This window comes from Gammaproteobacteria bacterium (genome assembly GCA_041395445.1).
Classification (GTDB): Bacteria; Pseudomonadota; Gammaproteobacteria; order Xanthomonadales; family Marinicellaceae; genus NORP309.
The window spans coordinates 1-21058 of the sequence record JAWLAO010000003.1; the positions used below are offsets into that span (position 1 = coordinate 1).

Annotated in this window: 13 protein-coding genes; 8 read left to right on the forward strand and 5 right to left on the reverse strand. The window is 39.2% G+C overall.

Annotation, left to right across the window (positions count from 1 at the left end; genetic code table 11):
• Window positions 1–328: 328 nt before the first annotated feature.
• The 8 genes from ggt (at window position 329) to R3F25_05685 (ending at window position 11365) form a co-directional block, all read left to right on the forward strand.
• Entirely contained in the window at window positions 329–2020 is a 1692-nt protein-coding gene (gene ggt / locus R3F25_05650) for a gamma-glutamyltransferase (GenBank protein ID MEZ5496298.1), read from the forward strand.
• Window positions 2021–2138: 118 nt separating this feature from the next.
• Window positions 2139–3593, forward strand: coding sequence for an aminomethyl-transferring glycine dehydrogenase subunit GcvPB (gcvPB, locus tag R3F25_05655; GenBank protein MEZ5496299.1), 1455 nt, complete (start codon window positions 2139–2141; stop codon window positions 3591–3593).
• A 1-nt stretch (window position 3594) separates the two neighbouring features.
• Window positions 3595–3969, forward strand: coding sequence for a diacylglycerol kinase (locus tag R3F25_05660; GenBank protein MEZ5496300.1), 375 nt, complete (start codon window positions 3595–3597; stop codon window positions 3967–3969).
• On the forward strand, window positions 3962–4537 hold the full coding sequence (locus R3F25_05665) for a DNA-3-methyladenine glycosylase I (protein ID MEZ5496301.1): 576 nt from the start codon (window positions 3962–3964) through the stop codon (window positions 4535–4537). Before R3F25_05660 ends, R3F25_05665 begins: the two co-directional genes overlap by 8 nt.
• A gap of 220 nt (window positions 4538–4757) precedes the next feature.
• Window positions 4758–5402, forward strand: coding sequence for a tRNA (guanosine(18)-2'-O)-methyltransferase TrmH (trmH, locus tag R3F25_05670; protein ID MEZ5496302.1), 645 nt, complete (start codon window positions 4758–4760; stop codon window positions 5400–5402).
• Window positions 5403–5496: 94 nt separating this feature from the next.
• Complete coding sequence (argS, locus tag R3F25_05675) at window positions 5497–7278, forward strand: arginine--tRNA ligase (GenBank protein ID MEZ5496303.1); 1782 nt, start codon at window positions 5497–5499, stop codon at window positions 7276–7278.
• Window positions 7279–7281: 3 nt separating this feature from the next.
• Complete coding sequence (locus tag R3F25_05680) at window positions 7282–7863, forward strand: SPOR domain-containing protein (GenBank protein MEZ5496304.1); 582 nt, start codon at window positions 7282–7284, stop codon at window positions 7861–7863.
• Between the two features lie 13 nt (window positions 7864–7876).
• Window positions 7877–11365: a trypsin-like peptidase domain-containing protein gene (locus tag R3F25_05685; GenBank protein ID MEZ5496305.1), complete on the forward strand. Its 3489-nt coding sequence runs from the start codon at window positions 7877–7879 to the stop codon at window positions 11363–11365.
• 21 nt (window positions 11366–11386) lie between these two features.
• Here R3F25_05685 and R3F25_05690 read toward each other — a convergent pair whose 3' ends face one another.
• The 5 genes from R3F25_05690 to feoB form a co-directional block, all read right to left on the reverse strand.
• Window positions 11387–13054 (reverse strand): asparagine synthase C-terminal domain-containing protein, encoded by a 1668-nt coding sequence (locus R3F25_05690; protein MEZ5496306.1) that lies wholly within the window; start codon window positions 13052–13054, stop codon window positions 11387–11389.
• Window positions 13054–13881, reverse strand: coding sequence for a septal ring lytic transglycosylase RlpA family protein (locus R3F25_05695; protein ID MEZ5496307.1), 828 nt, complete (start codon window positions 13879–13881; stop codon window positions 13054–13056). Before R3F25_05695 ends, R3F25_05690 begins: the two co-directional genes overlap by 1 nt.
• A gap of 51 nt (window positions 13882–13932) precedes the next feature.
• On the reverse strand, window positions 13933–15963 hold the full coding sequence (locus tag R3F25_05700) for a TonB-dependent receptor (protein ID MEZ5496308.1): 2031 nt from the start codon (window positions 15961–15963) through the stop codon (window positions 13933–13935).
• Window positions 15964–16029: 66 nt separating this feature from the next.
• Window positions 16030–18771, reverse strand: coding sequence for an ATP-binding protein (locus R3F25_05705; protein MEZ5496309.1), 2742 nt, complete (start codon window positions 18769–18771; stop codon window positions 16030–16032).
• A gap of 119 nt (window positions 18772–18890) precedes the next feature.
• Window positions 18891–21041 carry a ferrous iron transport protein B gene (gene feoB / locus R3F25_05710; GenBank protein ID MEZ5496310.1) on the reverse strand — a complete coding sequence of 717 codons (2151 nt, stop codon included), beginning with the start codon at window positions 21039–21041 and terminating at the stop codon, window positions 18891–18893.
• Window positions 21042–21058 lie beyond the last annotated feature (17 nt).

Sequence of the window (21058 nt, forward strand, 5' to 3'; positions counted from 1 at the left end):
ACTTTTGGGACACAAAAGACTGGAAACGACCATGGTTTACACCCATGTGGTGCGTGAATTAAGCCAGAAAAACCGTTTTAGTCCGTTGGATTATTTGTAATTTAGAAACAAATCTCTCTCGATAAGGAAGCATTATCGAGTATTGAATTAAATCACGGTGGATTGAGGGGATACTTCGGCTATGCTCAGTATGACAATGTTATTTTTTACCCTTTATATTTCTCTGCACCTCTGCGTCTCTGCGAGAGTCATATATCTGTTGTTAAACAACAATGCTATAAAACTATGTTATCATTACCAATATTCAAGTATTTCTGAGAGTCATAAAATGCAGGTTTCAAGATTTCTAATATTGACAGCTTTAATCGCCCATTCCTTTTGTTTTGCAGGCGATCGGGTGACAGGAAAATCATTCGTCACTCGCTCTCCAGTTATTGCACAAAATGGTATGGCGGCCACATCACAACCTTTAGCAACTCAGGTTGCTCTGGATATTCTGAAATCGGGTGGAAATGCGATTGATGCGGCAATTGCAGCGAATGCCATGTTGGGATTGGTTGAACCCACAGGCAATGGCATCGGTGGAGATTTGTTTGCTATCGTTTGGGATGCGAAAACACAAAAACTTTATGGTCTCAACGGTTCTGGACGGTCGCCAAAATCCTTGTCCAGAGAATGGTTTATTGAAAATGATTATAACAAAATTCCCTCACATGGACCTTTGCCGGTTTCAGTTCCGGGAGCTGTTGACGGTTGGTTTATGTTGCATGATAAATTCGGCAAGTTGCCGATGAAAAAAGTTTTGCAACCTACCATTGATTATGCTGAAAACGGAGCTCCTATTTCTCAGTTGATTGCTTATTACTGGAACTTATCTGTTCCGAAACTAAACAAATATCCCGGCTTTACGGAACAATTCACCATCAATGGCAAAGCCCCAAGAGAAGGAGAAATCTGGAAAAGCCCCAATCTTGCAAACACACTCAAGGCTATTTCAAAAGACGGAAGAGATGCTTTTTACAAAGGCAAAATTGCCAAAACTATTGCAAAATACATGCAGGAAAACGGTGGCTTTCTCAGTTACGAAGACTTATCAAACCATAAAGGAGAATGGGTTGAACCAGTCAGTACCAACTATCGAGGTTATGATGTCTGGGAGTTACCTCCAAACGGTCAAGGAATTGCGGCTTTGCAAATTCTCAATATTCTAGAGCAATCTGATATTGGTAAAATGCAACTGGATTCAGCGGAATATATTCATCTTTTTACCGAAGCCAAGAAACTCGCTTTTGAAGACCGTGCCAAGTTTTATGCAGACCCTGACTTTAGCCAAATACCGGTTCAACAACTAATTTCAAAATCTTATGCCAAGCAAAGAGCCAAATTGATTGATTTAAACAAAGCCGGCAAAAATTATCCTGCTGGTAATCCGGCACTGGAACACGGAGACACTATTTATCTGACAGTTGCAGACAAAGACGGCAATATGGTTTCCTTGATTCAAAGCAATTATCGCGGTATGGGTTCAGGTATGACTCCGCCGGGATTGGGCTTTATTTTACAAGACCGTGGAGAAATGTTTACGCTGGAAGAAAATCATTACAATAGCTTTGAAGGTGGCAAAAGACCTTTTCACACCATTATTCCGGCTTTTATCACAAAAGATGATAAACCGTGGATGAGTTTTGGTTTGATGGGTGGAGCGATGCAGCCTCAAGGTCATGCTCAAATTGTGGTTAATATGATTGATTTTGGCATGGATGTGCAAGAAGCCGGCGATGCTTGGAGAATTCATCACACCGGCTCATCCGAACCAACCGGAGAAAAAATGACTGACGGCGGCATTCTTAACCTTGAGTCCGGTTTTTCATATTCAACCATTCGTCAACTCATGCGAATGGGTCATAATATTCAGTTTGCCAATGGTCCGTACGGCGGTTATCAAGCGATTCAGCTCAAAGATGGCGTTTATTGGGGAGCTTCTGAATCACGAAAAGATGGACAAGCGGCTGGTTATTGATTCTCTCTTAAACCAACTTTACTATTCAAATCTAGTATTTCAATGACAATATCTTTCGCTGAATGTTTATTTCTCAACTTTTGTCGAGTAAAATCCTTCTTTTTTGTTGTATTCAATCATGTTGATATTTGAGCAATCCAGAGTAGGGCGACATGCCTCTGCACAAACACCGGAAACATCATCTAATGCCTTACAAATTCCCGAAGCATTAGAAAGAAAAACAAAACTAGGACTTCCTGAAGCATCCGAGCTTGATGTTATCCGGCATTACACACGATTGAGTCAAAAGAATTTTTCCATTGATACAAACTTTTATCCTTTGGGTTCATGCACCATGAAGTACAACCCAAGGGTTTGTAATTCGCTTGCACTTAACGATGGGTTTTTAAATGCTCATCCGCATACTCCTGATGAACACATTCAGGGAACATTGTCGTGCATGTTTCATTTACAGGAGATTTTACAAGAAGTCACCGGAATGAAGGCGGTTTCTTTAACACCGATGGCGGGGGCTCAAGGTGAGTTTTCTGGAATTGCCATGATAAAAGCCTATCACGATGGCCGACAAGATTTTGAACGCAATGAAATCATTGTTCCCGATGCCGCTCATGGAACCAACCCGGCGACAGCCATCATGTGTGGTTATAAAGTGGTTGAAATCCGAACCAACCGTGACGGAAATATCAACCTACACGATTTAGAACCATTACTGAGTGAAAAAACCGCAGGAATAATGCTAACCAACCCATCCACGCTGGGTGTTTTTGAGCCAAACATTAAAGAAATTGCCAATATGGTTCATGAAGCCGGTGGTTTACTTTATTACGACGGAGCTAATTTGAACGCTATTCTAGGCAAGGTTCGTCCCGGAGATATGGATTTTGATGTGATTCACATGAATTTGCACAAAACATTTTCCACCCCTCACGGCGGCGGTGGTCCGGGTTCCGGAGCCATAGGAGTCGGAAGAAGATTGGTTCCTTATATGCCAACACCTTTTGTTGGCAAATCCGAACATGGTTATCACTATGTTGATGAAAAACAAGCCCCCAAATCCATTGGTAAACTTTCGGCTTTTGCCGGAAATGTCGGAGTGAACTTACGTGCTTATATTTATGCTTTGCTTTTGGGCAAACAAGGAATGCCAAGAATTGCCGAGTTTGCCACTTTGAATGCCAATTATTTGATGAAACAACTGGAAAAGGTTGGTTTTGAGTTAGCCTTCCCAAAACGTCGTGCCAGCCATGAATTTATTGTCACCTTGAAAAAGCAATCCAAAGATTTAAACTTGACGGCTACCGATGTTGCAAAACGCCTGCTAGACTATGGAATGCACGCACCAACGATTTATTTTCCTCTTTTGGTTGCCGAATGTATGTTGATTGAACCAACTGAAACAGAATCGAAACAAACCATTGACCGCTTTGTTGAAGCGATGTCCGACATTCTGAAACAAGCTGAATCAGACATTGAAACCATCAAGCAAGCACCTCATACCGCACCGAACCGTCGTCTGGACGATGCTAAAGCAGTGAAACAACCAAACTTGGTATGGAGGAATCCGGCTCAATAACATGGCGGATAGTCAGCGACGAGGAATTAAGCAAATAATCAATGCCGGCAAGTGGTCCATGCAAGGTTTGCACGCAGCATTTAAACACGAAGCGTCGTTTCGTTTAGAGGTTTATTTAGCTGTTCTATTAATTCCGATAGCGATTTATTTTTCAAAATCTCCGATGCAGTTATTGTTGATGTTAGGGACTGTTCTTGTTGTTTTGTTGGTTGAAATTTTAAACTCGGCAATCGAAGCTGTTGTCGACATGGTGTGTGGAGAAGAACGTCATGAGTTGGCAAAAAGAGCCAAAGATATGGGCTCGGCTGCAGTATTCTTGGCTCAAATGCTGGTTTTGGCAAGTTGGGGAACTATTTTCTACATAAACTATGTCTGATAAAACCATCATTCGATGTCAATGGTGCGAAGGAGATGCTGTTGACGAGCATTATCATGACACTCAATGGGGCGTGCCAATTTATGATGATGTCACCTGGTTTAAATTTCTAACTCTCGAGGGTGCTCAAGCCGGTCTCAGCTGGAGAACCATAGTGCATAAAATCAGTGGTTACGAGATCGCTTTCCATCATTTCGATATTGATAAAGTGGCTCAAATGAGTGATTCTGAATTGGAACTGTTAAGAGAAGACACAAATATTATTCGCAATCGCCTGAAAATATATTCCACCCGCAACAATGCACAACAAATAAAAAAGATTCAAAAGGAGTTTGGCTCTTTTAATCAATACTTATGGAACTTCGTAGGCGGAAGTCCGATTCAGAACAAACATCAAGCGCTTTCCGAGATTCCGGGAAAAACAAACATTTCAGATGCGATGAGCAAAGATTTGAAAAAAAGAGGGTTTAAATTCGTTGGCTCAACCATTTGCTACGCTTTGATGCAAGCCGGAGGATTGGTAAATGATCATGTACAAAATTGTTTTCGTCATAATGATCTGGCATAAAAAAAGCCATGCTTAAAACATGGCTTTTAAGGGAGGTAATATTATTGTTTTTGGTTAAAGGGCAACTTAACCTGCAATAACAATAACATAGAGAATGTTTATAATGCAAAATATTATATTGTTTTTTGTTAAAAAAAACGATTTTTCCCCTTTTTATAAGAAAAACACCTCGTTTTAAGCTATATTGTCGCTCCAAGCTCTCAGTCACAAGTATTTTTTAATGACTCCAGAACGTTTTTCAAAAATCAAAGAAGTCCTCCAAAAAAGACAAACAGATCTCACTGTAATCATGGATCATGTGCACAAGCCACATAATTTTAATGCAATTATCAGAACCTGCGATGCCGTTGGAATTCAGGATGTTCATTATGTTCCGGTCAAAGATGGCTTCAGACAATTAAATTACTTTGCCAAAGGCTCACAAAAGTGGGTTGAAGCGCATAGATATGAATCCTTTTCACAAGCCGCTGAACAATTTCAAAATAAAAACTACCAATTATTAGCCGCTCACTTTTCAGATCAAGCTGTGGATTATCGCACGATTGATTACACGAAGCCGACCGCGATTGTCATGGGAACAGAGTTGGAAGGAATTTCTGAAGAAACCGCTCAAGTTGTTGATAAACACATTATTGTTCCCATGCAAGGAATGGTTGCCTCCTTAAACGTCTCAGTTGCTTCAGCAATCATTCTTTTTGAAGCTCAAAAGCAGCGACAAAATGCCGGAATGTACGAAGACAGGTCTCTTTCAGAGGAAAGGTACAAAAATTTGTTATTCGAGTGGAGTTATCCCAAAATTGCCAAAACCTTTCGAGACAAAAACTCACCTTATCCTGAGCTGGATGAAGACGGTTTTATCATATAAATTTTAAATATCGTTAAAAATAACCTATATTTATGAAACATTAATGCCTGATTTGCTAAAATCTCCCCTCTGCATAAACCATAAAAATCAAGGCATGATTAAACACTTACAAGAATTATTGGAAAAAGCACTTGAAGATTTAAAAAGAAACGGAGAGTTTCCCAAAGATTTATCTCCTGAAATTATCTTTGAGCGTACAAAAAGTAAAGAGCATGGGGATTTTGCCACCAATCTCGCCCTCACTTTAGCAAAACCATTAAAAAAATCTCCCAGAGACATTGCTCAATTACTAACAGATAATCTGATTGAGTCTTTACATGTGAGTAAGGTTGAAGTCGCCGGGCCCGGGTTTATTAATTTTTTCCTGACAGAAAATTGTCGCAGACAAGTTATTAAGCAAATCATCAAACAAGGTGACGAGTTTGGAGACAATGCCTATGGAAAAAACAAAAAAATCACTGTTGAGTTTGTATCTGCCAACCCAACCGGTCCTTTGCATGTCGGTCATGGAAGAGGAGCTGCTTATGGCGCTTCTTTAAGCAACATTTTAGAAAAGTGTGGCTATAATGTTCAGCGCGAATACTATGTCAACGACAATGGCAGACAGATGGATATCCTGGCAACTTCTGTATGGCTGCGATACGTTGAACTCTGCGGACAACCGGTGGTTTTCCCTGACAATGGATATCAGGGAGATTATATTGTCGATATTGCCCGTATTGTCAGAAAAAAATATGGAGATAAATTTTTACACACCAGTCACGAAATTTATGAAGGTGTCCCTGCTGACGAGAAAAGCGGCGGAGACAAAGAAACCCATATTGATGGTTTGATTTCCAATACAAAAAGTTTGCTTGGAAAAAAAGACTACAACAAAGTTTTCCAAATTGCTCTCAACGATATTCTTTCGGGAATCAAACAAGACCTTTCAAAGTTTAATGTCAATTATGATTCCTGGTTTTCAGAAAAACTATTGCACAGTGGTGATACCGTAGATAGAGCCTTGAAAATATTGAAAGATAACAACTATCTCTACGAGAAAGATGGCGCCATCTGGTTTATGGCAACTCACTTCGGTGATGACTTGGATCGGGTTGTCATTCGCGAAAATGGTCAAAAAACCTACTTTGCATCTGATGTGGCTTATTTACTGAATAAGTTTGAGCGTGGTTTTGAGGGAGCTTTATATCTTTTTGGTGCAGATCATCACGGTTATATTGCCCGTATGAAAGCAGCAGCCAAAGGTCTTGGAATCAACCCTGATGATATTGAAATTGTATTAACACAATTTGCGAACCTAATCGAACATGGTGAAAAGGTGCAAATGGGAACTCGTTCAGGCAAGTTTGTGACTTTGTCACAACTAATTGATGATGTTGGCGTTGATGCGGCACGTTTTTTCTATGTCATGCGCAGCCATGATCAGCATCTTGATTTCGATTTGGATTTGGCAAAATCACAAAGTAACGAAAACCCTGTTTATTACATTCAATATGCCCATGCTCGTATATGCCGAGTGTTTGAAAAACTGGAACAGGAAGCTCTACAATACAATCAGGAAATCGGATTGGCAAGCTTAAACCTGCTTGACAACGACTCAGAGCATGACTTAACTCGATTGTTATCATCATATCCGGAAATACTGACGGCTTCAGCCAGAACTCGCTCACCTCATGTGCTGGCAAACTATTTAAGAGAGCTTGCTCAAAGTTTTCATAGTTATTATAACGAACACAAAATCGGCAAACTTGATGATGAGTCCCTCAGAAACGCCCGACTTTGTTTAGCTAAGGCGGTTAAAGTTATCATTGCCAATGGATTGAAAATGCTCGGCGCGTCCGCTCCTGAGTCAATGTTTTCTGAAGACAAAGATTAAATAATGACAACCAAGAAAAAAATAACTAAGAAGAAAACCAAAAAAAGAGTCGCCGGTCGAGCAGCTCCTAAAAAAAGGTTGCCTGTCTGGTCAATTTTGTTGATTGGTATGTTGGGCGGATTAGCGGTAGCAATCACCGCCTATGTCAAAGGCTGGGTTCCGAAAATCGAATCTGTGCAACCGGAAATTACTATAAACACCGGAAAAGAATCAGAAATCGAAGATATTAGCGAACAGGTAACCATCAAGCCTAAACAGGATTATGTATTCTACGAAACACTTCAGGAAATGGAAGTCGTTGTTGATGACAACGAACTGGCTGTTAAAATTGATGAAACGCCAACCAATTATGTTTTGCAGATTGGTGCATTTAAAAACCTTAGCGATGCCGAGGAAATGAAGGCGCAGGTTGCATTTGCAGGAATCAGCACAAACATTCAGGAAACAGAAATAAAAGGAGTCAAATGGCATCGTGTCAGAACAAACCCCTATGCAGGGGCTCGAAAAGCTGATATGGTACTGAAGGAACTCAAGCGAAATGGATTTAAAGCAATCGTATTGGAAGACTCAAAACCGGAAACATAAGAGGATCAAAACCATGAAAAAGATTCTGATATTTTTATTAGCAACGGAATTCTCGCAAGTATTCGCTTTGCCCGAAATTAAACAAGCATACACCTTGCCGGAAACCGACATTTCCCTAGAGGTTGCCAAGGCTTCTCAATATACCGGCAAAGATCAACCTTTTGTTTTTGCCGCACAAACTGAAATTAGTGATTTATATGTTTCCGGCGATAAAGGCTTAGGCGGACAGTGGGATCAGATTGATAATGAAACTTGGGTTTGGAGACTGAAAGTCCAATCTAAAAATGCCAAGTCTCTTGGGTTTGGGTTTTATGATTTCTATTTGCCACCGACAGCAAGTTTGTCATTTTATAACAAAAGTGGTGTTTTGGTCAAAGGGCCATTTGACGAAAAGAAAAACAAAGATCACAAGCAATTCTGGCCCGGGCCAATAATTGGCGATACGGTAACTGTAGAATTAACTGTAGATGACGAATACAGAGATCAGGTTAGTTTTTCTATTGATAAAATTGCCCGTGGATTCCGAGCTATTTGGGAACAACCAGACTTTCTAAAAAAATCAAACACTAATAAATTCTGGGAAACAGAAGATTACAATGTCAAAAGTGGTAGTTGTAATGTCGATGTCGTTTGTAGTGAAGGCGATGAATGGCGAGACCAAATTCGCTCAGTAGCTCGATATGTTATTAATGGATCAGGACTCTGTACTGGTCAGCTTGTGAATAACACAAACAATGATGGAGACCCTTTGTTTTTAACTGCAAATCATTGTGGTTTTAACGCTCAAAATGCTGCTTCCATCAATATCTGGTGGAACTACGAGTCACCAACATGTAGAACTCCCAATTCGATATCTAGTGGAACAGCCATTCCGACATCTGGCTTTAATGACACTCAGTCTGGTGCTACTTTTCTAGCAAGTAGCTCAGCTAGTGACTTTTCACTTTTAAGATTGGATGAGCAACCTGACCCCAGCTATAATGTTTTTTATTCGGGTTGGGACAGGACCAACAATGTACCTACTTCAGCTACAGGAATACATCACCCAAGTGGTCACGCTAAAAGAATAAGTCATGATTATGACTCAACTATCACAAGTGACTATGAACCCTCACCAAGCGGAGACACCTCTACTCATATAAAAGTGGTGGATTGGGATGTTGGTACTACAGAAGGCGGATCATCGGGTTCCGGGTTATGGAACCAAAATAAGCTGTTAGTTGGTCAACTACACGGAGGATGGGCTGCTTGTGGGAATGATGACTCCGACTATTATGGACGACTTTATAGATCATGGACCGGAGGTGGAACATCTTCAACTAGGCTTAAGGACTGGCTGGACCCAGGAAATACCGGAGCTCAAACACTTCAAGGACTAGGTGCTTGTCCGACCATGACGGCAAGTATTTCTCACACATTTGCGGAAGGTGTTGTTGGTGTTGAACAAGAATATATCGCCAATGTTTCCGGTGGTGAAGCACCTTATAGCTACTCTTGGGACATCAATGGCGATGATGTTTCTGATGGTTCCAACTCATCAATTATTGTTACACACGCTCAACCATTTATTGGAGATGTTGTCGTTAATATCACCGATGCCAACGGTTGTCCGGTAGCCGCCAGTATGAATGCCCATATTGTCGCACCTAACCACATCTTATCAGAGACTGGTAACAAGGTTCAGATGTGTGGAAACGGTGATAGCAAAATTGACCCGGGTGAGCGTTGGAAGGTTCCTGTAACCATCGCTAGCAGTGGTTTTTCTCTGGATGCTGAAAGCGTCTATGTCGCTTTTAAGAAGTCATCACCAAATACCGGCTTTGAAGCGGTTGATAGTGATATTTACGGCAACCAGATAGGAGCTTGTGACAGGCAGTTTATTGATATTTCATCCTCTGGAACCTCATTGACTTTTGTACCGGTGACGAGCAACTATTCGGCTAATGACGAAGGTGTTGCATCCGTCAGCCTTTCTCAGTCTTTTAATTTATATGGGAACATTATAAGCAGCCTCTATCTAAGTAGTAATGGTTATATTTCAACCGACTCATCCGAAAGTGGCTTTGATTTTAGCAATGATTGTCCAATACCGGCATTACCCAGCAATATAAGTGAAGGAGTATCAACACGTGCAAGATTAATGCCTCTGCATGACGACTTGGTCGTTGGTGGTTTATATCATCAACATTTTAATGTTTGTCCAAGGCAATCTGAACTTGGAAGTGATTTACCCTGTGATGTCTTTATGTACGATAATGTTGAACTTTGGGAAAACAACACCAGTCCTTTTGCCTTTGAAGCGATACTTTATCCAACAGTCAATCAATGGGTTTATCAATATGAGGGAACTGGTTTTAATCCGGAAACCTCAACTGTTGGACAACAAAGCGATTCAGCAAGTGATGGATTAAGCTACTCTTGTAATAGCAACAACATCAATAATCAACAAGCCGTTTGCACCTATCATAAAAACAACTTGCCCGGAAGTAATAATGATTTAACCTTCTATAATCTTGAAACTCCGGTTCTTTCATTGGGGGATTTAGCCGTTGGAGAAAGCAAAACGGTCGATGTAGAGTTTAGCGTCAATCAAAATACAGAATGTGGCTCTCCATTAGGTATAAAGCTTGATGCGGTTGTTCACAAAAATGGTTTTGCAGAAATTAATGAAAGCATTCTTTCCACAACTGTTGGTAATAATGGCAGTTGTTCAGTTGTAAACAGTTGCTCACCAACGAGCGCAAATACAGTAGAACCTACCAGTGGACACTGGATTAACTATAATCGTGCTGGAAATGGGTTTGATATGTATAAAATTGAAAGAAGCACACATGATGAAATGATTTATATTCATTACACAGGAAAGGATGACGGTTATCCTGTTTGGTACATAACCGGTGGAGACAATCTTATGACCAATAATCAGGCAACCAGTAACATTTTACATGTTAATTATGTTGGTGGCTTTGATAGCGGACAACAAATCGTTCAAACTGTTGGTCAATCCACAACTTCTTATATTGATGAAAACAATGCTGTTATGACTAGAGTTCTCAATGGAAAATATAGTGCTGAACTTATACGTATGTATGGTTTTGGTGGAACACCCACCACACAACATACTGGACACTGGTTTAATCCTTCTGACTCCGGCTGGGGTTTATCAATTGGTACTCAAGGTATTAGCGAAGTAATTCTTTCTTATCTATATGACAATAATGGACAGCCTTACTGGATGATTGGTGCCGGTGAGAATGAACCTATAGAAGATATCGACTTATTATATGTGCGATCATTTTGCCCACATTGTCCAAAAATCGAAACAGAGTTTAGTGAGCAGGGCTCTATCAGAATCAACTATGATGTAGCACCAACTCCACCAAATAAACCAACCGGAACAATTGAAAGCATGCTTATTAACATAGACAACTCTGTTAATCCTAGCCAATGGAACAGAGCTAATGCTCCTATTCGGATGATTACTCCTCCTGTCGATCAATAAACCTAAAAACTCGCAGAAGCATCAAACTTCTGCGAGTTTATTTTTCCATAGTTCATAAGATAAACATTGCCAAAGGAGCAAATATTCGCTTTCTTTGGTATTCTCATCAGGGCTTTTCAATACTTTGTTCAAAGCCTTGGTATCAATAATGTCGCTCCAGGTCGAGTTTTTATCTGTTACGACTTGCTGAACAAAGTCAAATTCTTTTTCCATAACTCCTTTGATAAACAACGGTGAAAGAGTGGAAAGCTTTTTTCGGTTAAGAATGCTATCCGGCAAAAGTCCTTTTCCTGCTTTAGTGATAAGCGCTTTTCTTTTATCTGTTTCTCCCAATAACCAAGCCGGTAATTTCATCATGAAATCTACAATTCTTCGATCTCTGAAAGGATGCCTGATAAATACATTCTCTTTAAAAGCATATTCGTTTTCCAACCATGAAGATTGAGCTGTTGACATTCCATAAACCAATGCGAATTGTTGAGGGTGAGGATGTTGGATTTTTGTATAACTCTCAAATTCTTTTTTCAGTTCACCGTAGCTATCATGTGTCATCCAACGACTTCCTACTATTCCTGTTTTCTTGCTCCATTTTGCCGGAGCTATTTGTTGGAGAGACTTTCTGGCTCCAAAGCCTTTCAGGACTTGATAAAAAGACCTTATCGCCATTATTGGAGAATGTTTAATTTGGTCAATCAACCAATAAATCGAGCCTGAATAAAGATGATCGGCAAAAACACCAGTTAGCAACAACTGAACATTCTGACTTTGGGCTCGTTGATAGATCACTGTTTTCAAATGTCTGTATGGATTGCTGACTGGTGAGTTTAAACTAATATTCCATTCAGGCTTTAATGGCCAGTAGCTTTCTCCCACAAATGTGTTCATATCGAACCCCATGTTTCGCATACTATCAATCCAAGTTTTTTCATCGGCTTGTGGCATATTGGGAAAAAGATAGGAGTAGGTAGTAACTTTTTTTCCTGTTTTAACACTATTGGCTGCGACAAAAGTTGAGTCCATGCCACCGCTGAGTGTAATGCCAATACGCTGATGGTTTTTTGTTTGTAATCGAATGACATCTTGCATCAACTGCAATAAATGATTTGCAGCAATATTTATGTCGCTGTGTTTGAAATCCACATCAACCGAGGGTTGATAATAGTTGACCTCTTGAACTTTGTCATTTTCAACCTCAAGAAGTTTTCTTGGCGACAGTTGTTTAATTTCACTAAAAAAGCTTCCCTCACTTTGTGGCTGTGTGAGTGCAAAATAATGCAATAGGCGTTTATGGTTGATTGAGTTGTTTTGTTTGTTAAGTAATGGTTCGGGGAAATCGCTAAGTCGGATTTCATTCTCTTCAATGACATAATTAACCAGAAAATCACCGAGAATATCACTAAAAGCACAACTCCTTCCCGAATTTAACTCATAGTGGAAGATAATAAATGAACCATATAAGTCAGCCAGTGAATCATATCGCTTACGTTTTATTTTTGAGTTTACAAACTCTGCCGGACTCAAGTTTCCGTTATCCATGTCCAGAAAACCATAAAAAACTGTTATTGAGTTTTCATTAACAAAATAACTCAGTAGCTCTTTGCAATGAACAATAAACTTGAAGCGTTTTTGCGAATTTGTGAGTTTCTTTGAAAAGAGTTCTAATCCATGTTTGTCTGTAATCAGCAGCACTAATCGACAACCATTTTGGTATTGAAAAAGCCCTTGTTTTGAACCTTTTGAATGATATCAATAATGTTTTCTTCTTCAGTCAATGGACCGATGCGAACACGGTAAAGTGGACCTTGTGCTAAAGTATCAGAAACATAAACTGGCAATAGAACCAATTTGCTTAAATCGGATGCAATATCCAGAGCTTTGGTTTTATCTGAAAAGGCACCAACCTGTAAATATTTATACTCTTTGTCTTCCGGCCGGGTTGGTTGTTTCTCCGGTTTGCTTGCAAACTGCACTCCTGGAGATTGCAAAAGTTTTATTCTGACGTTCGCCAGTCCTTTAGTATCGTAATCTAGTGCTTTGGCAGCAGCCCAGGAAAGGTCAATGATTCGCTTGCTTTTGAAAGGCCCTCGATCATTCACTCGAACCACGACTTTTTTGTTATTATCTAGATTGGTGACTTCAACATAGCTGGGAAGCGGAAGAGTTCGGTGTGCCGCTGTGAGTTTGTACATATCAAAGGTTTCCATGTTAGATGTCTTGTGACCATGAAACTTTTTTCCGTACCATGATGCCGTTCCGGTTTGCTCAAACTCATGACTGGCATCTTCAAGATGATATGTTTTTCCAAAAACCACATAAGGCGAATGGTTGCCATAGCGACTTTTAGGTTCGGGTTTGATTTCCCATTGTTGCAAAGATGTTATATCGAGACTTTGATTGCTCGGAGCAGTATCTTGTTTAATTGAATAACGCCCATGATTGGTTTTTTTAACAACCTCTTTCTTTTCAGAACAACCGGTTATTAAAACCAGAATTAGAATCACATAAAACTTTTTCATGCCGAAATTATAATACTTCTGATAAATTGAGCAAGTACAGTCAATTCTTCACTAAAATAAATAATTGAAAGATGCGTGGTAATTTCTTCCGGCAGCTTCCAAACCGGAAGCATGCTCACGATATTTTTTATCGAAAATATTTTCCAGCCCCAGTCTTATATTAGCACCCGAGTTTAACTTCCATGTTGAGTATAAATTGTATGTTACAAAACCGCCGGTTCCAAACGGATTGATTCTTGGATCGCTGATATCTCTGCCGCTCAATCGGTTCTGTGTGTCTGCAAAAATAATTTTAGGGTTAATCGTCCACTTGTTTGAAAGGTGTTTTTTATATCCAATGTAACCATTTAATGGAGGTATTCTATCTGCCGGTTCTGTGAGAAGCTCACTTTTTTCTTCGCCCCAGGTGTAATTTAGTACCGCATCCAATTCAGAGTCATCAGCAAATCTGTAATTAAGATGGCTTTCTAAGCCATAAAGTCGAACATCATTTAAGTTTTGTGACTGAACGATAATCTGACCTGATTCTGTTAATTCACCAGTTTCTACACTAGCTATTTTATCGTCATATTGTGAATAAAAAACAGCTAAGTCAACTGTCCAATCTGTAGAAAAGTGTTTTATACCAAAATCTATTGTGTGTACGGTTTCCGGCTTCACATCGTTGTTAATGACATTAAAACGATTACCTGGGCGATCCCCGACTTGTCCTAAATCAAAAATATTAGGTGGTCGAAAACCTCGTCCTAGATTGGCAAACAACCTGTTTTTGCCATCTAAATAATACAACCACCCCAAATGCCAGGTTAAATCATCTAACTTTAAAACATCTTCGCTAGTAGAACTGCTGTTCAAATCGATTGAATAATCACTGTAACGTAATCCAAAAACGATATCCTGATGCTCGAAGTATCTGGTTGCATCAACAAAAACTCCCCAATGACGCATGTTTGAGTCATCAGGAAATCTTGGCTCTTGAGTTGTTAGTTCGCCTTCTGATAGTTTCTGTTTTGCACTATTTATGGTGTCTGAATAAAAATCTAACCCATAGACAAAATCCAAATGATTTACTTTTTTTGTAAATGCACTCTGAAAAGAAATTTGAGAGCTTTGATTCTGTTCATAGGTTGTTGCGTCAGAACCATAAGAAACCTTTTCTCTATAATCCTTAATTCTTTGCCAGGCAATATTATATGATGCTGTATCATAAACATTGGTAGGACTCAGGTCATCCAGTGTTAAATGTGTAAATTGACGTTCGTTTGGAGAAAACAAAAACAGAGATGAGTCCGGTTCTGCTTGACCAAACCCGGCAACCAGACTATCAACTCTTGGTGTTGATGGTTGATTCAAGTATTGCATGTTTAATTTGATGCTTTTTGAATCATTAATCTTATAAATCCATTTATTATTCAATGCTTTTGAAGTGTAGGCAGTAAAAGGAATAACGCCTCCACCGCCAATTGTTCGACTTCCAACATCCTGATAACTTAAACCGATTGTTGTCGCCAGTTTTTCATTTCCGGAGTCAAAAGTGACGTTGCTGAGTGATTTTTCATCGGCTGTATCATAGGAAACAAAAAAAGAACCCTGATTTTGCCATTCTGTACCTGAGAATGTTGGTGTATGTGAAACAATATTCACCACGCCACCCAAAGCATCTCCACCATATAAAACCGATGATGGACCTCGTACAACCTCTATTTGTTCGGTAACAAACGGGTCAACAAGTGCCAAATATTGATTAGGTGCATTCCTGAAAAAGGCTGTATTCAACCTCATTCCATCAACCATGTGAAGGTTTTCAGACCCCTTTAACCCTCTTATTATTGGTATTCCTTGTCCCGGAGTTGTTTGTTGGATGTAAATCCCTGCTTCTTCCCTGATTAAATCAGGAAGTAGAGCAAAACTTTTTTCTTGCAGTTTTTCTTTGGAGATTACTGATACTGCTGCTGATATATTCTCTTGTTTTTGCTGTTTTTTAGATGCTGTAACTATAACTGTTTCAACACTTTCATCGCTGTTGGTTTCTTCTTGTATTTGTCCAATTAATGCGATTAAGACAATTGCTTTGCTTATCATGGTATACTTTTTTCAAAAGTTGACTATGTTGCAATAACAACACTGAACCTTTGCTGAACAAAACCTTTAGATCATTTGGTTTTTAATATACTTAGCTATTTCCGGACTAGTTAAGGCATAAGCTTTTCTGATTTTGGTGTAAATTTCTTCCAACTGAGAGCCGTTGGATACTTCTGCTGCTAACTCCATTTTTCTGGCAAAAAAGCTAAGACCATTAGCGCCAATGTTTGCACTGGTTGACTTAAGCATGTGTGCCATTTTTTGAATTTCTTCAAACCTTTCACCCTTTAAAGCAATACGCATCTTTTTAATCAAATCAGGGGTTTCTTTTTCGAACATTTCGAGCAATTGTACAACTTCATCTCCCATAAACTCTTTTATATTCGTCAATGATTTTGTGTTTAACCACTTTTGGTTGATCGGTAACTTCTCAGGTTTTGAACCAACTTCTTCGACTGTCTCTTCTTGTTTTTCTTCAGTTTTAACTGATGTATCATCGCTCTTTGACGGAACGCTTTGTAAGACTTCGGCTGCTTTTGCAGCTGATTGATCAAATGGATCCCACTTTTTCAATGTTTTTTCTAGGATATATCGATTGAGAGGCTTGGACATATAATCGTCCATTCCTGCATCCAAACATTTCTCTCTGTCTCCTAACATCGCATTCGCTGTCATTGCCAGAATTGGTGTTCGACTCAAACCCTCTTGCTCTTCCATTTTTCTAATATTTTCGGTACAACGATAACCATCCATTACCGGCATCAAGCAGTCCATTAATATCATTCGATAGCGAGTATCCTTAATTTTTTCCAAAGCTTCTTGACCATTCATCGCAAAATCGTAGTCATAACCGATATACTGAATTAGCTTTTCTGCCACTTTTAAATTGATTTCATTGTCCTCAACCAAAAGAACCTTCTCAGACATTCCGGTCATTGAAACAGAGGCTGACGCTTTCACCGGAGCATCTATCGCTTGTTCAGTTTCTCCTGAGAGATCTTCTGACTGACCTTCAGGTTCTGTAACAATTCCTTCAGAGAGTTTTTCTGCTTCCGCACGGGCATCTCTGGAAGCTTGTAACACTTCAATTTTATTCAGAAGTTCTAATATTGAGTCAGTTTTCGAGACCAGTTTAATATTTGGTAGCTGAGGGACTCCTGCAATACGGCCGCTTTCGGTAATAATGCAAGCATACATTCCTTGCATGTTTTTATCTTCCACTAAATCGTTACACAAGGTTCTGACTTGTTTGCCGGCTGTTTCAAAATCAATAAACAGCAATATGTTTTCTGTAGAGCTCGAAAGTTTCTTTATAGAAGCAAAAATTTCATACGCTTGAGAAAGTCCCAGTGCTTTTTGAAAAGGAACGTTTTCTGACTTTAAGTTTTGACTCAGTTTGTTGAATAGCAATGGATTGGTGTTCACTAAAATTGCCTGATATGTTGGCTTATCATTATCGCCAACACCTGTTTCTCCAACAGATTTTAGAAGTGGCAAGTCAAAATAGAAGTTACTGCCTTTTCCTTTTCCGGACTCAACCCCAATGGTTCCGTTCATTAATTCTACAATTCGTTTACTAATAGCAAGTCCAAGACCAGTACCACCAAATTTTCTTGTACTCGATCCATCTTCTTGCGTAAATGGTTTGAAAATGTTGTCTGCTGTTTCTGTATCTAAACCGACGCCCTGATCAATCACTTCAAACCGAATAATCTCTTTTGTTGGCGAATCTTTTAACTTGGATGTTTTTAGTTTAATTGTTCCTGTATGTGAAAACTTCACTGCATTACTTAACAAATTCGACAATACTTGTCTCAGTCGGGTGGGGTCACCTCTCAATAATGGGCTAACGCCTCTGCCCATTTCAATCTCAATTTTAATTCCTTTTTTATCTGCCGCTTGTTTGTATGATGATTTTACAGCTTCCATGACACGCTGAATTTTTAATCCCTTGGTTTCGATTGTCAGATTTCCGGCCTCTACTTTTGAAAAGTCCAATAAGTCATCAATCAGTTTCTGCATTTGAATAGCAGAAACATGAGCTGTGCTCAAATAGTCTCTCTGAAAGTCTGTAATCTCAGAGTCCAACAATATATCCAAAATAGGAATAATTCCATTTAAAGGGGTGCGGATTTCATGGCTCATTGTTGCCAAAAACTCCATTTTTGCCATTTCTGCTGCAGATAAATCGACTTTTGTTTGTCTGAGCTCTTCGAGCAAGTCTCTGTTTTTTGTCTTTAACTTGTCAATTTCGGCAATCATTTCATATTTGCCGTTATCACCTTTGTCAGTAATAATGGCATCTTTTGTGACTATTTTCTCCTTCTTCTCTGCCGGTTTAAAAAACATGAATAAAACCGTCAAACCGACCAATCCAACTATTAACTCGATAACTGGTTTTGCAAAAGTGAACAGAATCAATCCACAAAGAACGGCAACCATTGGAACAATTATCATCAGACGTTTTTTGATGCTTCTGAAGAAAATCAGTCCGGCAACAATATTTGCAATTGCCGTAAGTGTGTATGCTTGAGGATAGTCCTGTAGGTCTGTCCACATAAACAAGCCCCATACAACCGAAGATATCAACAAAAAGCTGGAGATGATTTGGTCTTTTTGATCATAGGTTAACTTGTTTTCAAAAAAGGGTAATTGAGTTAATACCGGTAAGAAACTTAAACCCAATGCTGAATATAGGAATACGGAGTTATGATGTGTGAGTGAATGAATCAGAGCAATGATAATTCCTGTGAGAAAAAATTTCGCCACACTGTGTTCCTGGAAGAAATCCACAATCTTGTTTAACATGGTTGCTATTTGTGTTTTTTTGATACTACATTCTAGCAAAGAATTTCTACAGAGACAAAATTTTTGTCTTTTTACAATTCTTTACATTGTGCAATATGAGTTTTATGTTTCTTTTGTAATTACAAGGTGTTCAATTTTATTGAGTCGATTGGCTTTTTTGAATACCTTTTTAGAAATTGATAGAAACCTGTAATTACAATGACAAATAAAACCAACCAAAACAGTGCATTGGCGGGGTGCGTTGAAAACCTTGAAAGCTGATAGAAGTTTGTTGCTGAGAGATAAGCCAGTGATGTGCTCCACACAGCAGCAAATACAGCCCAACGTGAACCAGCTTCTTTGCTGATAGCAGCTATCGTAGCAACACAAGGAACGTAGAGTAAAATAAATATTAAATAGGCAAAAACAGCATATCTGTCCTGAAACTTATCTTTGATAACGCCAAATGTTTTGTTACTGACACCTTGTTGTTCTATCACGTCCTCCGTATTTGAGGAAATTGATGACAATCCTAGTGGGTCAAGTATTTGTTCGCCCAAACTGACAAAATTTGTTGCTATTGATTGAACCGATTCCAACAAATCATTTCCTATTCCTGATATGCTGATTTCCGAAGCATCTTCTTTGGCCTCACTGTATAATGAATCGAGCGTTCCAACTACCACCTCTTTAGCTAAAATTCCGGTAATGATTCCAACAACCGCCGGCCAGTTTTCTTCTTCGATACCCATTGGCTCAAAAACCGGAGTCGCTGCCTTAGCAACAACTGACAGCATCGAGTTTTCTGTGTTTGAGTTGTTCCAACTAAAGTCTTTTCCTACTGAGTTTAATATTTGCAAAATTGCAGCCATTATGACGATTATTTTTCCAGCGGAAACCAAAAAGCCTTTCAGTCTTATCCATGTACCAATAAACAAATTTTTTATCCCCGGGTTTTTCCAACTGGGTAGTTCAATCACAAACGGTTCTGCTTTTCCTTTCAACACGGTTTTATGAAGCATAACTCCGGTCAGAATTGCGACCAGAATACCCAGAAAATATAAAGCCATCACAACCAAAGAGCCAACATGTGAGAAAAATGCTGCGACCAATAGTGCATAAACAGACAGGCGAGCTCCGCAAGACATAAAAGGAGCCATCATTATGGTAATCAACCTTTCTCTTTTTGATGATAAGGTTCTTGTTGCCGCAATAGCGGGGACGTTACAACCAAAACTAATAATTAGCGGCACAAAGGTTTGCCCTGAAAGACCAAGTTTTTTCATGTATCCGTTCATAACAAATGCCGCTCTTGCCATGTAACCGGAACCTTCAAACCAACTCAGAGCCAAATATAAGAAACCAATAACCGGAATAAAAGTCGCAACTGTTTGAATTCCGCTACCAAGTCCGTCTGCAAGGATGGCAGTAATGCTTTCAGGCAACCCTATTGAAGACAAAAATAACCGTGTGCCATCAATAAATATCGCTCCGGAAGCGATATCAAAAAAATCAACAAAAACGGCTGAAATATTGATAGCAAAAAAGAACATAATGTACATCGCAACTACAAATGATAACAACCCCCAAATTGGATGTGTGGTGAAATAGTCCAGTTTGGATTTTGCTTTTTTATTGTTTGGCTCTATGGTTTGAACAGCATTTGCAATATTTTCAGCTTTTTTTAAGCGATTATTAAAACACTCTTCCAGAGACTCTTTTGTTTCTTGAGTCGTTTTATGTTGTTTGTTTTGTTTTGTTTTGAAAACTTCTTGAGGACTTCTGAGGTATTTGTTTATTGCTTCTTTTAGCTCTGTAATACCTGTGTTTTTCGTGGCTACCATTTCAATGGCTTGAACCCCGAGTATTTCTTCAAGTTTATCTTTATTGATTTGTATATTGTGCGCTTGCGCTTCATCGGCCATATTTAAGACCAACAACATTGGAATATTCAACTCCAACATTTCAAGTGTTAAGAACAGACTTTTTTTCAAACAAGCAGAGTTGATTACATTTACAATTAAATCCGGTTTGTTATTATTCAGAAAATCGAGAACATGGGCTTCATCCTCACCTTGTGAGTCTAAAGATAGCGCAAAAATACCAGGTAAATCGACCAGACTATAACCTTGTTCCTCATAATTTACTGCACAATATTGTGAGTCAACAGTAACTCCTGACCAGTTACCTGTTTTTTTATTGAGTCCAGATATCTTATTAAAAACTGTTGTCTTTCCGCTGTTCGGATTTCCTGCCAAGACAACCAGTGGCGTGTTTTCAGTATTTTTCATGGATATTTTTGTGTGGC